We start from the raw sequence: 14,063 nt of genomic DNA on the forward strand, positions 1-14,063 counted from the left end.
GTCGTGTTGGCACCCTCCGCGCCATCGCCAATTATACTAGAACATGTTCTCGTTTTTGTCGAGTCGGCGCAGCTCGTGCCCGACTCGATCTTCAGTCCACTATGGATCCATGAACAGCGGGAACGGCAGCGTGCGAGCCAGCGCGGCGGCCGGAGAACACGCAGTCGGCCAGCGACAGCCCGCTGACGTACGAGCGAGAACATATTCCCACCGCCGACCGGCCGGCCGCGTACAGCCCTGGCACCGGCTCGCCCCCGCCCTGGCGGACCTGACCGGTGTCCTCGTCCACGACGAGCCCACCGAGGGTCAACATCGGGCAGGGGTAGCCGAGGTTCGGCCGGATCGACACATCCACCAGCGAGTACGGCGGGGTGCGCAACGGACGGAGGAACTCCGCCGGTTTGCCTGCCGGGTCCCCTCCCCCACCCTCGGCGGCCGCGTTGTACGCCTCGACCGAGGCGGCGAGCCCATCCGGGTGCACCCCGGCGCGCCGCGCCACGGCCTGGATCGAGCCTGCGCTGACCCGCCCCCTACCCAGCAGGTAGAGCGCCTGCAGCCACTGGAACCACTGGCTCTGCGCGCGGGCGGTGCGCCAGGACTCCCGCGCGATCTCGCGGTCGATGAGCAACCAACCCCGGCCACCATGCCTGTTGATCAGTTCCGCGCCGACGGCAGCGCCGTAGCGGGACTCGTCGATCACCCTGCGGCCGTCGGCGTCGACCAGGATCCCCCCGAGAAAGGCACTCGGCGGGGTGAGGAACCGCCAGGCCGAAACCCGGTCCAGCGCGGCCGTGGCGGCGCCGACCTCGACGCCGAGCCGGATCCCGGAACCGTCGTCGCCGGCCGTACCCAGCGCGAGCCCACCCCGGTAGGCGGGCGCGTGCTCGCGCATCAGCCCCCGGTTCGCCACGAAACCACCCGCCGCCAGCACCACCCCGCGGCGCGCCGTGACCCGCAGCTCGCGGGCGAAACCTCGCTCGATCGCGGCCACTCCGCGGTTCAGCAGCTTGCCCAACGCCGGCACGTAGAGCCCCGGCTTCGCCGCGTACCTGGCCAGCAACCGGTGCGTGACCCGTGCCCAGGCGGGGGCGCCGCGCAGGCTGTCCAGGACCGCCCCGGTGACCTCGCCGTCCGGGCCGGTCAGCAACGTGCGAGCGCGCGACTGCGGCAGCACCCGGACGCCGCGCCGCCGCGCCGCGGCCGCGAGGCGGGCGAACAGCAGCCTGCCCGAGGTACCCCGACCCTTTGCCCGGTGACCGCGCGGCGCGGGCGGCGCCACCTGCCGAAACGCGCCCGCCGCCTCGCTGCCCGAGTAGTAGAGGTAGTAGTCGTCGTTCGGGTACGAGGTCTTGTCCGGGCACAGGCTGCCCTCGAACGGGACCCCGTGCCGCTCCAACCAGGTGATCATGGCGGTGCTGCCCGCGCAGAACCGGCGCAGTGTCGACTCGGCGACCACGTCCCCGACCTCCAGCCGGAGGTAGTCGTACATCGCCTGCTCGGAGTCCGGGACCCCGGCGGCGCGCTGCTGCTCGGTGCCACCGCCCGCGTACACCACACCGCCGGAGAGGGCGCTCGCCCCTCCCCCGGCGAACCGGTCCACCACCAACACCTCGGCCCCGGCCTCCGCGGCCTCGATGGCCGCGCAGGCTCCGGCCGCACCGAACCCGATCACCAGGACATCGGTGTACGTTTCCGCGGGATCTGCCATGCGCCTCACCCTAGAACTGAAACACGTTCTCGTCTATGGTGAAGGCAGGGGCGGCCACCTGGCTGCCAGAAAGCTATAACGTGTTTCAGAATTTGCTCGGAGGTGGCATGACGAGCCAAGGCGGCCACGAGGAGTTCGATGTCGTCGTGGTCGGCAGCGGGGCCGCCGGTATGACCGCCGCGCTCGCCGCCGCCCATGCCGGCCTCCAGGTCGTGGTGGTCGAGAAGGCCACCCGGTTCGGTGGGTCCACCGCCCGCTCCGGCGGGGGCGTCTGGATCCCGAACAACGAGGCACTGGCGGCCGCGGGCGTGCGGGACACGCCCGAGCAGGCACGCGAGTACCTGGCCGCCATCATCGGCGACGTGGTACCCGCCGAGCTGCGGGCGGCCTACCTGGACCGGGGTCCCGAGGTCCTCACGTTCCTGCATCAGCGGACCCCGCTGCGGATGCGCTGGGTCCGCGACTACGCCGACTACCACCCGGAGGCTCCCGGTGGCCGTGCCGGCGGGCGGTCGGTGGAGCCCGCGCCGCTGGACGGGAAGGTCCTCGGCGCGGAGTTGGCGAACCTGGAGCCGCCGTACAGCGCGCTGCCCATGGGCGTGCCGATGACCCAGGCCGACTTCCGCTGGCTCAGCCTGGTGGCCCGGCACCCGCGCGGGTTGCTGCGGCTGTGCGGGCTCGGCCTGCGCACCCTCGCCGGTCGGGTCGCAGGCAAGCATCTGCTTTCCATGGGCCAGGCGCTCGCCGCCGGCCTGCGCGCCGGCCTGCTGCGCGCGCGGGTGCCTGTGTGGCTGGACACCCCGCTGACCGGGCTGGAGGTGGAGAACGGCGAGGTCACCGGGGCACAGGTGGAACGCGAAGGGGAGCAGGTGCTGCTGCGCGCCCGCCGCGGGGTGATCCTGGCCTCCGGGGGTTTCGAGCACAACGAGGAGATGCGCGTCAAGTACCAGCGTCCCCCGATCGGCACGGAGTGGACGGTGGGCGCGAAGGCCAACACCGGCGACGGGATCAGTGCTGGTCTCGCACTGGGCGCGGCGGTGGACCTGATGGACGACGCCTGGTGGGGGCCGTCCATCCCGCTCACCGGCGGGCCGTGGTTCGCCCTTGCCGAACGCTCGCGGCCGGGCTGCCTGCTGGTCAACGGGCGGGGCAGGCGGTTCGTCAACGAGTCGGCCCCGTACGTGGAGGCCGTGCACGCCATGTACGGCGAGGGTGACGGTCCGGCCGAGAACATCCCCACCTGGCTGGTGTTCGACCAGCGCTACCGCAACCGGTACATGTTCACCGGCCTCGGGCCGCGCCAGCCGCTGCCAGGCCGCTGGTTCAAGGCCGGGATCGCGGCGAAGGCGGGCACGCTCGCCGAGCTGGCCGAGCGGATCGAGGTCCCTGCCGAGGAACTGGTGTCCACGGTCGAGCGGTTCAACGCCTTCGCCCGAGCCGGCGAGGACGAGGACTTCGGCCGCGGGCGCAGCGCTTACGATCATTACTACGGCGACCCGCGCAACCGGCCGAACCCCAGCCTCGGCGCGCTGGAGCGGGCACCCTTCTACGCGGTCCGGATCGTGCCCGGCGACCTGGGTACCAAGGGCGGGCTGCGGATCGACACCCGGGCCAGGGTGCTGCGCGAGGACGGCTCGGTGGTCGCCGGGCTGTACGCGGCCGGCAACGCCAGCGCCGCGGTGATGGGTCATACCTACGCGGGTCCTGGCGCGACGATCGGACCCGCGATGGTGTTCGGCTACCTTGCGGCCGAGCACCTTGCGATCAACAATCCGACCAGCGAGGCGGTCGAGCGAGCAGGTGGAGGTAACCGATGACCAAGGCTGATGGCGTGCGCACGATCGACGCCGGTGCCCCGCCGGCCCGGTTCGCCCGCGGCTGGCACTGCCTCGGCCTCGCCGAGACGTTCAAGGACGGCAAGCCACACGCGATCAACGCCTTCGGCACCAAACTCGTGGTGTTCCAGAGCCAGGAGGACGGCAAGCTCAACGTGCTGGACGGCTACTGCCGGCACATGGGCGGCGACCTCACCCAGGGCACGATCAAGGGCAACGAGGTCGCCTGCCCCTTCCACGACTGGCGCTGGGCGGGCAACGGCAAGTGCGTCTCGATCCCGTATGCCAAGCGGGTCCCGCTGCGGGCCCGTACCCGCTCCTGGATCGCCATGGAGGAGAACAAGCAGCTGTTCGTGTGGAACGACCCGGAGGGCAACCCCCCGCCGGAGGACGTGGTGATCCCCCGGATCGAGGGCGTCTTCAACGGCGAGTGGAGCAACTGGACCTGGGACTCGGTACTCATCGAGGGCGCCAACTGCCGCGAGATCGTGGACAACGTGGTGGACATGGCGCACTTCTTCTACATCCACTTCGCCTTCCCGACGTACTTCAAGAACGTGTTCGAGGGACATATCGCCACCCAGTACCTGAACACCAAGGGTCGGCCGGATGTGGGGATGGCCTCGAACTACGGCGGCGAGGAGAACCTGCTGCGCTCGGAGGCCTCGTACTACGGCCCCTCGTACATGATCAACACCTTGCTGAACACCTACAAGGGCCTCGAGATCGAGAACGTGCTGATCAACTGCCACTACCCGGTCACCGAGGACTCCTTCGTACTGCAGTGGGGCGTGATCGTGAAGAAGCTGCCAGGGGTGTCCGACGAGCAGGCGGACAAGATCGCGGGCAAGTTCGCCAAGAGCATCGGCGTCGGCTTCATGCAGGACGTGGAAATCTGGAAGAACAAGACCCGCATCGACAATCCGCTGCTGTGCGAGGAGGACGGCCCGGTGTACCAGTTGCGCCGCTGGTACGACCAGTTCTATGTGGACGCCGCGGAGGTCACCGAGGACATGACCGGCCGCTTCGAGTTCGAAGTGGACACCACGAGGGCGAACGAGGTGTGGTCCAGGGAGGTCGCCGACAACCTGGCGCGGCAGCAGGAGGCCGGGGTGTGAGCGCGGGTCCGGAGACGAGCGCGGACGAGCGGCAGGAGTTCCTCAGCGGTGGCCTGCGGCCGCACCACTGCGCGTCCTGCGGGACCTGCGTGCTGGTGAAGAAGAACAGCATGCAGCACACCAGCATTCAGTGGACCACCGACCCGGCCGCCAGCTGCCCGGTGTTCGCCGAGCGGGCGGCCGAGGGCGCGAACACGGCGTTGCTGGACACCTGCGCGAAGCTGTCGGACAGCATCGCGCGGGCGGCATGGGACGGCCGGCTGGAGGTGGGCGGTGATTGAGTCCCACGTGCTGCGGGTCGCCGAGGTGGTCGAGGAGACCCCGGAGGCCTGCTCGGTGGTGTTCGACCCGACCCCGGAGCAAGCCCGCCACCTGGACTACCGGCCGGGGCAGTTCCTCACCGTGCGGGTGCCGAGCGAGCGGTGCGGCTCGGTGGCCCGGTGCTACTCGCTGTCCAGCTCGCCACACACCGGGGACGCCCCGAAAATCACGGTCAAGCGTACCGCGGACGGCTACGCCTCCCACTGGATCTGCGACAACGTGCGTGCCGGGGCCGAGTTGGAGGTGCTGCCGCCGAGCGGGGTGTTCACCCCGGCCTCGCTGGAGGACGATCTGCTGCTGTTCGCCGCGGGCAGCGGGATCACCCCGGTCATCTCGATCGTGAAGTCGGTGCTGGCCAAGGGAACCGGCAACCTGGTGCTGATCTACGCGAACCGGGACGAGCGCTCGGTGATCTTCGGCACGGAACTGCGGGAGCTGGCCGCCGCCGCGCCGGACCGGCTGACCGTGGTGCACTGGCTGGAGACCGTGCAGGGCTTGCCGGACGCCGAACGGCTACGGGCGTTGGCCACGCCGTTCTCCGGGCGCCAGGCCTTCGTCTGCGGGCCCAAGCCCTTCATGGCCGCCGCGACCGGTGCGTTGAAGGCCCTCGACGTACCGCGAAACCGGATGCGCACGGAGAAGTTCGTCTCGCTGGGCGGCAATCCGTTCGAGAAGGCGAAGCCGGCGGCGGAGGCCGTCACGGACGAGGGCCCGGCCTCGGTACACGTCGAACTGGACGGGCAGCGGCACTCCTTTTCCTGGTCTCGGCGGCAGAAGTTGCTGGACCTGCTGCTGGAGCAAGGCTTGGACGCACCCTTCTCCTGCAGGGAAGGCGCGTGCAGCGCCTGCGCCTGCCGGATAACCTCGGGCGAGGTGCGCATGCTGGAGAACGACGTGCTCGAGCAGGACGATCTGGACGAGGGGATCGTGCTGGCCTGCCAGTCCCTTCCGGTCACCGACGAGGTGTCCGTCAGCTACGAGTAGGAGTGCCGATGCCCATCGACCCGACCGTCGCGATCGGTGCCGAGCTGGATGAGGTGCGATTCGCCTGGACCTCGTCCGACGTCCTGCTCTACCACCTCGCGCTGGGCGCGGGTGATAGTCCGACCGACGCCGCCGAGCTGCGCTACGCCTACGAGGCCGACCTGCGAGTGCTGCCGACCTTCGCCACCGTGGCGCCGAACCTGCGTACCTTCGAACCGCCGTCGGTATCCTTCCCCGGGGTGGAGATCGACCTGGAGAGGGTGGTGCACGGCAGGCAGGGAGTCACCGTGCACCGGCCGATCCCGGTCGAGGGCAAGGCGGTGGCGCGGACCCGGATCACCGACATCCTGGACAAGGGCAAGGCCGCCGTGATCCTGCAGGAGACGGCGGTCACCGATCCGGACGGAAGTCCGTTGTGGACCGCCACCTCGAGCATCTTCGCCCGCGGCGAGGGTGGTTTCGGCGGCAAGCGTGGTAGCTCGGACCGGATCGACCCGCCGGAACGTGCGCCGGAGGTCGTTGTCGACACGCCGACCTTGCCGCAGCAAGCCCTGCTGTACCGGCTGTGCGGCGACCGCAACCCCCTGCACGCGGATCCGGAGTTCGCCGCGCGTGCCGGGTTCGAGGTACCGATCCTGCACGGGCTGTGCACCTACGGCATCGTCGCCAAGGCGGTCACCGACGCGATGCTGGACGCGGATGTCACCCGCATCCGCTCCTGGTCGGCGAAGTTCGCCGGGACCGTGCTACCGGGCGAAACCCTGCGCACCCGGATCTGGCGGGAAGACGGCAACCTGGTGGTCACCACCGTCGCCCTGGACCGCGACGAAGCCCCCGTGCTCACCGACGCCCTCCTCGAGCCCACCCCGTAAATCGCGTTTGCCATTCCCGCGCACGAGTTTGCTGCTCATGTAACCGTGTTGGCCGTTCATGTAACCGAGTTTGCCGTTCGCGTAGGCGAGTTTGCCGTTCGCGGGGAAGAGATGGGGGGATGCGGGAGACGGGGCGGCTCGGGGTTGGGTCTCGGGCACGCCTTCGGCGCGCCGTGAGGCACTGGCGCTCCCCGCATCACCCCTGGCAGACCTGTTCACCAGCGCCAGCACCCCACGGAACGAGACTCCCCACCCCACCCGACCACACCGGTCGTTTCGAACACACATTCGAGTGAAAACCAACCAGTGTTGCCGTCTCCACCCCATTCTGTCGAGCATTTCGATATCATTGGGTGCGTGGAAAGCTACCGTTCCGATGCCACCGACCCTCACAACACTGCCAAAACGACCACACCACCGGATGAACCCCAAAGCGACACCACCAACGCAAAAGAACTGATCGGCTACTGCGAACAAGACCACCACCTCAAAAACCTACCCGGATGGACCTACAAGGTCACTGACAGCACACCCACCACCACACCCCACGGAGACACCCACACCAACCCACACCAACCACTCCACAAACCCCTCACCCCAACGAACAAACACGACACCCCACCCTTCTAAGGGATGCGCCACGGGCCCGGCGCGATGACGTCGACGTGTACCAGATGGTGGTCCGAGGCGCCGTTCAACCGTGCCAGCGGCGAGCGGGAGGTCGGCCAGAACACTCCGTCGCCGACCGGCAGGAGACCGCGGGAGGGCAACACGTAGTCCACCCGGAGATTGCCCGGTGCGTCGTCGTTGAAGTCCGCGGTGTCGAGAAACGAGGGGGTCTTGTGGTTCTGGTTCGCGCCACCCTGCTCCCGGGCCGCCAGGTAGCCACCGAGGCTGCCCGGCCGGGTGTCGATCACCCGCCGTGCGTTCAGCAGCTGGTCGATCGCGCCCGGCACGCTGTCGCCGTCGTGCGGGTCGGAATTGTTGTCGCCGGCGATGACGAACCGCGCGCCGGGGTGGAGGCCGCCACGGCCTCCGGCATCATCGTAGATATAGCCGCCCCTGCCCGGGGTCACGTAGTCGGCCCAGAAGCGGATCTCGTCGTGGTTGCGGGTGCCGTTGCGGTCCTCGGTGCCGTCGAACGTGGGCGGGGTGGGGTGCGAGACGAGGAAGTGCACGCTGGCCCGGCCGAGGCGGATCGGCAGGTCCCAATGCGACTTCGACGGCAGGCGCAGCACGTCGAGGATCTCCGGCGAGTACCAGTCGGCCGGGGCGGGGGTCGCCGGGTCGTCGGGCAGTATCGCGCCCGGCATGTCCTTCCAGCGGAACTCCTGGAAGGTGCGCACGGCACCGGTGTCGATCGGGTACTTGGACAGCACGAGCATCCCGTACTGGCCGGGAAAGAAGCCGAAGCCCTGCGCGTCGTCGGCGGTTCCGGTGCGGCCGTCGCGGTTGAGGTCGAACCCGGTCGGCAGGCCCGTGTTGGACGGCGCGCCGAAAGCGTACGGGTAGTGGATCGGCTCGGCACCGTTCTGTCCGCGCTCGAGGTAGTTGTCCCGGAACAGGTCGGCCGCGCGGTTTCCCGGCACGTAGTCGAACTCGTTGATCAGCAGGACGTCCGGCCGGCTGCGCTGGATCACCTCGGCGACCTCGCGAGCCCGCGCGTCGCCGGTGGTGGAGAGATCGGCGACCAGCTGCCCGGCCGCGGCGCGGCTGAGCGAGGCGTTGAACGTGGCGAAGCGGACGGGCTCGAGTCGACCCGGAGCCGGTTCGGCCTGGGCGGCCGGCGCGGTCAGCACTCCGGCGGTCAGCGCCAGCACGGGCAGGAACGCGAGTCGGGCTCGGACCATGATCAACCTCCACCAGTCGGCGCGTCACCCTGCCATGCCCAAGCCACAAGCGGGTGATGCGCTCGTGAACACTCGCATATCCACGTGCTGGTAGCCTCGATCGATGGTCGCGCGCAGGATCTTCGTGTATGGCGTCACCGGGTCGGGCAAAACCACGGCTGCCGCACGGATCGCCACGGCCACAGGGCTGCCGTGGCATTCGGTGGACGACCTGACCTGGGAACCGGGCTGGGTGCAGGTGCCGGACGAGGAGCAGCGCAGGCGGATCGCGGCGATCTGCGCGGGCGAGGAATGGATCCTGGACACGGCCTACGGCAAGTGGCTGGAGATCCCGCTGGCCAGGGTGGAGCTGATCGTCGCGCTGGACTACCCGCGCTGGCTGTCCCTCGCCCGGCTGCTCCACCGCACGGCCCGACGGATCATCGATGGCAGGCTGGTCTGCAACGGCAATTGGGAGACGCTGCGGCAGGCCATGGGCAACGACTCGATCATCCGCTGGCACCTCCAGTCGTTCGGCCGCAAGCGGGAACGCATCCGGCGATGGTGCGCCGACACCTCCGGGCCCACGGTGCTCCGCTGTACCTCGCCCCGGCAGCTCGAGCGCTGGCTCAGGCAGCCGCGGCCAGCACCAGACCGCTCGTCGGAACCCCGGTACCCGCGGTGACCACGACGTGCCGCGCGCCGGTGACCTGGTTCGATGCCGTGCCGCGCACCTGACGCACCCCCTCGGCGATGCCGTTCATCCCGTGGATGTAGGCCTCCCCGAGCTGCCCGCCATGCGGGTTCAGCGGCAACCCGCCGTCCAACTCCAGCTCCCCGTCCCGGATGAAGTGCTTGGCCTCACCCCGCCCGCAGAAACCCAGCTCTTCCAACTGCATCAACACGTACGGGGTGAAATGGTCGTAGAGCACGGCCACGTCCACGTCGGCGGGGCCGATCCCCGCCTGCCGCCACAGCTGCCCGCCGACCACACCCATCTCCGGCAGCGCCGCGAGCTCCTCGCGGTAGTAGCTGGTCATCACGTACTGGTCCGGTGCGCTGCCCTGTGCCGCACCCGCGATCACCGCGGGTGGGTTGCGCAGCTCGCGCGCCCGCCGCAGGCTGGTGATCACCAGCGCCACCCCGCCGTCGCTCTCCTGGCAGCAGTCCAGCAGGTGCAGCGGCTCGGCCACCCAGCGCGAGGCCTGGTGCTCGGCCAGTGTGATCGGCCTGCCGTAGAACCATGCCTTCGGGTTGGTCGCCGCGTGCTTGCGGTCCAGCACCGCCACCCGCCCGAAGTCCTCGCTGGTGGCGCCGTACTCGTGCAGGTAACGCCGGGCGAGCATGGCCACCGTGGCGGCCGGGGTCGCGATGCCCATCGGGTAGTGGAAGCTGTTGTCCACCCCGGACGAGTTGACCTGCTGCGCCGCGGCCGTGGACACCTGGCCGAAACGCTGCCCGGACCGCTCGTTGAACGCGCGGTAGGCCACCACCACCTCGGCGGCCCCGGTCGCCACCGCCATCGCGGCCTGCTGCACCGTCGCGGCCGCCGCTCCCCCTCCGTAGTGGATCCGGCTGAAGAACGACAGATCGCCCATGCCGAGCTCGCGCGCCACCGCGATCTCGCTGTTCCCGTCCATGGTGAACGAGACCAGTCCGTCCACATCAGATGGTGAAAGTCCCGCGTCGGCCAGCGCCGAGCTGACGGCCTCCGCGGCCAGCCGCAGCTCGCTGCGCCCGGAGTCCTTGGAGAACTCGGTCGCGCCGATCCCGGCGATCGCCGCCGTGCCGGACAGTGTCATGCCGCCTCCGGTAGTTCGATGTGGACGGTTCCGGTGACGTGCTCGCCCAGCGAGCAGCTTCCGGTGACCTCGACCACCGCCTCGGCGCCCGCGCGCTCGGCCACCCGGCCGTGCAAGGTCAGGGTGTCGTGGGCGTAGCAGGGCACACCGAGCCGTATCCGCACCGCCCGAACCAGTGCCCGCGGGCCGGCCCAGTCGGTGACGAACCGTTGCACCAACCCGGTGTCGGTGAGGATGTTCAGGAAAATGTCCTTCGACCCCCTGGCGAGAGCCGCATCCCGGTCGTGGTGCACATCCTGGAAGTCACGGGTCGCGAGCGCGGTGCTCACCACGAAGGTCGGCGTCACCTCGATGCTCAATGACGGCAGCTCGGTACCGGTCTCGACCGTGGTCATCGGGCGATCCTCCAGCCAGGCAACGTCAGTTCCTCGTCCACACGAAGGAAAGTCACTTCGACAGGGAGTCCGATCCGGACCTCGTCGGGATCGGCGTCGACCAGCTCGCCGAGCATCCGCACCCCCTCGTCCAGCTCGACCAGCGCCACCACGAAAGGCAGCTTCTTGCCGGGAACCCGCGGGTGGTGATGCACCACGTAGCTGTAGACGGTCCCGCTTCCGGCGGCGACCACGTAGTCGGGCACCGCCGAGAGGTCGCCGTCCGGCGGCATCGGACCGGGTGGATGCCGCAAGGTGGAGCCCCAACGCTGGATGCGCAGTTCACCTTTCCTGGTGCCCTCCCAGAAGAACTCGGTGTCCCTGCTGATCACCGGGCGCAACACGGCGGTGTGGTCGGCTTCCTCGGCCGGTGGCTCGGCCCCCGGCGGGCGGAACTTGAGTACCCGGAACATCATCTCGGCGACCAGCTCCTCGCCGACGTACCAGTTCGTCCGGGTGGTGACGAACCAGCCTTCGCCGAGACCGGTCCGCTTCGGGCCGACCACACTCTCCAGCCTGCCGGTGGCCGAGACCTGCTCGCCGTAGCGCAGGTAGCGGTGGTAGGTCTGCTCGGAGTTCGTGGCCACCACCGAGGTGAACCCGGCCTCGTCCAGCACCGAGATCATCGCGCCGAGCGGGTCGTCGGCGGCCCGCGTGCCGTGCAGGCCGTTCATCGTCCACACCTGCATCATGGCGGGTGGCGCGACCGGCTCCCCGTGCCCGGCCTCGCCTGCCGCGTCCGAATCGGTGTACACCGGGTTGGTATCGCCCATGGCTTCCACCCAGTTGTGCACCATCGCCGGGTTCACCGGGTCACGGCCCAGCCGCGGACGGGATTCCCCTTGCGCGGCAAGGCGTTCGGCCGCCGCTTCCACCGCGCCGGTCATCGCGGCACCCGGGGAAGTCCGAGGCCGGAGCTGGCGATCAGCTCGCGCTGGATCTCGTTCACACCGCCACCGAAGGTGAGCACCAGGTTGCGCCGGGCCTGGACGTCCAGCCAGTCCGCGAGCTCGGCCGTCTCCGGATCGGCCGGATCTCCGTGTCGTGCCACGACCTCCTCCAGAAGTCTCCCCACGTGTTGGATTCGCTCCGAACCGAAGACCTTGGTCGCCGAGGCGTCCGCCACCGCGACACCTCCCGTGGTCGATGCGGCCGCGACCTGCCAGTTGAGCAGTTCGTTGATCCGGGTCACCGCGAACGCCTCGGCCAGCGCCGCCCGCACGTCCGGCCGGTCGAGCAGGCGAGAACCGTCCGGGTCGGTCCGAGCCGCGGCCCAGGCCCGCACCCGGTCGTAGAGCCCGCCGATCCGGCCCGCCGGCCCGAGCATCACCCGCTCGTGGTTGAGCTGGGTGGTGATCAGCTTCCAGCCCTTGTTCTCCGTGCCGACCAGCATGTCCGCCGGAACACGGACATCGGAGTAGTAGGTGGCGTTCACATGGTGGGCGCCGTCGCAGGTGATGATCGGGGTCCAGGAGTAGCCGGGATCGCGGGTGTCCACGATGAGGATCGAGATGCCCCTGTGCTTCGGAGCCTGCGGGTCGGTGCGCACCGCCAGCCAGATGTAGTCGACGTCGTGGGCGCCGGTTGTGAAGATCTTCTGGCCGTTCACCACGTACTCCTCGCCCTCGCGCACCGCCGAGGTACGCAGCGCGGCGAGGTCGGTGCCCGCCTCCGGCTCGCTGTAGCCGATGGCGAAATGCACCTCCCCGGCCAGGATTTTCGGCAGGAACCGGGCTTTCTGCTCCGGCGTGCCGAAGGCCTGCAGGGTGGGGCCCACGGTCTGCAGGGTGACGGCGGGTAGTTGCACATCGGCACGGGCCGCCTCGTCGGCGAAGATGTGCTGCTCGATCTCGCCGAGGCCGAGGCCGCCGTACTCGGTGGGCCAGCCGACGCCGAGCCAGCCGTCCCTGCCCATCCGCCGGACAATCTCCCGGAACACCGGGCCGTGCCGCTCCCGCCGCATCCGCGCGCGTTCCGCATCGGAGATCAGCCCGGCGAAGTACGCCCTGAGCTCGGCTCGCAGTTCCCGTTGCGCCGCGGTCAGTTCGAGATACATCCCGCTCACCCCGCCACCAGCTCGCCAAGCCTGTCCAGCCGACCGCGGGCGCCGCCGACCTGCGTGGCGAGGTCCTTGGCCAGCGCGTAGTACCGGTGCAGTGGGTAGGTCACGTCCAGGCCGAGGCCACCGTGCAGGTGGTGGCAGGCGGCCAGTGCGCGGGGAGCCTCCTCGGCCAGCCAGTAGGCGGCGATCCCGAGGTCCGGCTCCGGATCGAGGCCGGTCCCGAGCCGCCACACGGCGGAGGTCGCGGCGAGATGCACCGTGCGGGCCGCCACGTACACATCGGCGACCTGCTGGGCCACCGCCTGGAAAGTGGCCAGCGGCCTGCCGAACTGTTCCCTGGCACCGACATGGTCGGTGGTCAGCCGCAGCGCCCCCGCCAGTACACCGTCGCCGAACGCGACCGCACCGGCCAGCGCGTACCGGTGCAGCACGGCGAGTGCCTCGCCCTTCCGCTCGGAGCCCAGCAGGTCGGCGTCCTCGACCGCGGCGCCGTCGAGACGCACCGTGTACCCGTTCCCGGTGGCCGGTACCAGGACCACCCCTTCGGCGGCCGGGCTCACCAGGAACACGCCGGTGCCGCCCGGCATCGTCGCCGGGACCAGGATGCGCGTCGCGGCCGAGGCGAAGGGCACGGCGATTTTCGTGCCGGAAAGCACCCAGCGCCCACCGGAACTGCTCGCGGTGGTGGCCGGGTGCTCGGTCAGCGGGGCGGAGGGTTCGTGCAGCGCGGCGGTGAGGAGTTCCTCACCGGCGGCGGCGCCGGGCAGCAGGTCCGCCCGCTGCCGGGGCGCCCCCAGCTTGTTCACCGGCAGCACACCGAGCGCCAGTGTGGCCAGTGCGGGTACCGGTGCCGCCGCCTTGCCGAGCTCGGTGAGCAGTACGGCGAGCTCCGCGACCCCGAGGTCGTCCCCACCGAGCTCGGCGGGAAGGGCAAGGGACAGCAGCCCGGCCTTGGCCAGTGCCCGCCACAGTTGCTCGTCGTACCCCTGCTCGCCGAGCGCCCGCTCGGCATCCAGCTCCTTGCCGAGGACCTCGGCGGCGAGGTCGGCGACCGCCCGCTGGTTCTCGTCGAGGGTGAAGTCCACACTCGCTCCTCGC

The 14,063-nt window shown here is 69.9% G+C and carries 14 protein-coding genes; 7 read left to right on the top strand and 7 right to left on the bottom strand.

The features are described from left to right. Positions 1 to 91 precede the first annotated feature (91 nt). On the bottom strand, positions 92 to 1,708 hold the full coding sequence (locus FB471_RS04080; protein ID WP_141996000.1) for an FAD-binding protein: 1,617 nt from the start codon (positions 1,706 to 1,708) through the stop codon (positions 92 to 94). 107 nt (positions 1,709 to 1,815) lie between these two features. On the opposite strand from FB471_RS04080, the gene kstD reads away from it, so the two are divergent. From kstD to FB471_RS04110, 6 genes are all read left to right on the top strand, one after another. Next, on the top strand, positions 1,816 to 3,525 hold the full coding sequence (gene kstD, locus FB471_RS04085; RefSeq protein WP_141996001.1) for a 3-oxosteroid 1-dehydrogenase: 1,710 nt from the start codon (positions 1,816 to 1,818) through the stop codon (positions 3,523 to 3,525). After that, entirely contained in the window at positions 3,522 to 4,661 is a 1,140-nt protein-coding gene (locus tag FB471_RS04090; protein ID WP_141996002.1) for a 3-ketosteroid-9-alpha-monooxygenase, oxygenase component, read from the top strand. The genes kstD and FB471_RS04090 overlap by 4 nt, the downstream gene beginning before the upstream one ends. Then, positions 4,658 to 4,942 (top strand): hypothetical protein, encoded by a 285-nt coding sequence (locus FB471_RS04095; protein WP_141996003.1) that lies wholly within the window; start codon positions 4,658 to 4,660, stop codon positions 4,940 to 4,942. Before FB471_RS04090 ends, FB471_RS04095 begins: the two co-directional genes overlap by 4 nt. After that, positions 4,935 to 5,966 (top strand): ferredoxin--NADP reductase, encoded by a 1,032-nt coding sequence (locus FB471_RS04100; protein WP_141996004.1) that lies wholly within the window; start codon positions 4,935 to 4,937, stop codon positions 5,964 to 5,966. The genes FB471_RS04095 and FB471_RS04100 overlap by 8 nt, the downstream gene beginning before the upstream one ends. 8 nt (positions 5,967 to 5,974) lie before the next feature. After that, entirely contained in the window at positions 5,975 to 6,838 is an 864-nt protein-coding gene (locus tag FB471_RS04105) for a MaoC/PaaZ C-terminal domain-containing protein (protein ID WP_141996005.1), read from the top strand. Positions 6,839 to 7,195: 357 nt separating this feature from the next. After that, a complete protein-coding gene (locus tag FB471_RS04110; protein ID WP_141996006.1) occupies positions 7,196 to 7,468 on the top strand; it encodes a hypothetical protein in 273 nt (90 codons plus the stop codon). Here FB471_RS04110 and FB471_RS04115 read toward each other — a convergent pair. Next, a complete protein-coding gene (locus FB471_RS04115; protein ID WP_141996007.1) occupies positions 7,465 to 8,688 on the bottom strand; it encodes an endonuclease/exonuclease/phosphatase family protein in 1,224 nt (407 codons plus the stop codon). The genes FB471_RS04110 and FB471_RS04115 overlap by 4 nt on opposite strands. 103 nt (positions 8,689 to 8,791) lie before the next feature. Between FB471_RS04115 and FB471_RS04120 the strand changes: the two genes are divergently transcribed. Beyond that, positions 8,792 to 9,352 (top strand): P-loop NTPase family protein, encoded by a 561-nt coding sequence (locus FB471_RS04120; protein ID WP_141996008.1) that lies wholly within the window; start codon positions 8,792 to 8,794, stop codon positions 9,350 to 9,352. Here the strand turns inward: FB471_RS04120 and FB471_RS04125 are convergent. From FB471_RS04125 to FB471_RS04145, 5 genes are read right to left on the bottom strand one after another with little or no spacing between them, the layout of a single operon-like run. Beyond that, positions 9,297 to 10,469 (bottom strand): lipid-transfer protein, encoded by a 1,173-nt coding sequence (locus FB471_RS04125; protein ID WP_141996009.1) that lies wholly within the window; start codon positions 10,467 to 10,469, stop codon positions 9,297 to 9,299. The two genes, FB471_RS04120 and FB471_RS04125, sit on opposite strands and share 56 nt — an antisense overlap. Then, entirely contained in the window at positions 10,466 to 10,864 is a 399-nt protein-coding gene (locus tag FB471_RS04130; protein WP_141996010.1) for a MaoC family dehydratase, read from the bottom strand. The genes FB471_RS04125 and FB471_RS04130 overlap by 4 nt, the downstream gene beginning before the upstream one ends. Then, positions 10,861 to 11,790: a bifunctional MaoC family dehydratase N-terminal/OB-fold nucleic acid binding domain-containing protein gene (locus tag FB471_RS04135; RefSeq protein ID WP_141996011.1), complete on the bottom strand. Its 930-nt coding sequence runs from the start codon at positions 11,788 to 11,790 to the stop codon at positions 10,861 to 10,863. The genes FB471_RS04130 and FB471_RS04135 overlap by 4 nt, the downstream gene beginning before the upstream one ends. Next, positions 11,787 to 12,959: an acyl-CoA dehydrogenase family protein gene (locus FB471_RS04140; RefSeq protein WP_170220696.1), complete on the bottom strand. Its 1,173-nt coding sequence runs from the start codon at positions 12,957 to 12,959 to the stop codon at positions 11,787 to 11,789. Before FB471_RS04140 ends, FB471_RS04135 begins: the two co-directional genes overlap by 4 nt. Before the next feature lie 5 nt (positions 12,960 to 12,964). After that, positions 12,965 to 14,050: an acyl-CoA dehydrogenase family protein gene (locus tag FB471_RS04145; protein ID WP_141996013.1), complete on the bottom strand. Its 1,086-nt coding sequence runs from the start codon at positions 14,048 to 14,050 to the stop codon at positions 12,965 to 12,967. Positions 14,051 to 14,063 lie beyond the last annotated feature (13 nt).

This window comes from Amycolatopsis cihanbeyliensis (assembly GCF_006715045.1).
Taxonomy (GTDB): Bacteria; Actinomycetota; Actinomycetes; order Mycobacteriales; family Pseudonocardiaceae; genus Amycolatopsis; species Amycolatopsis cihanbeyliensis.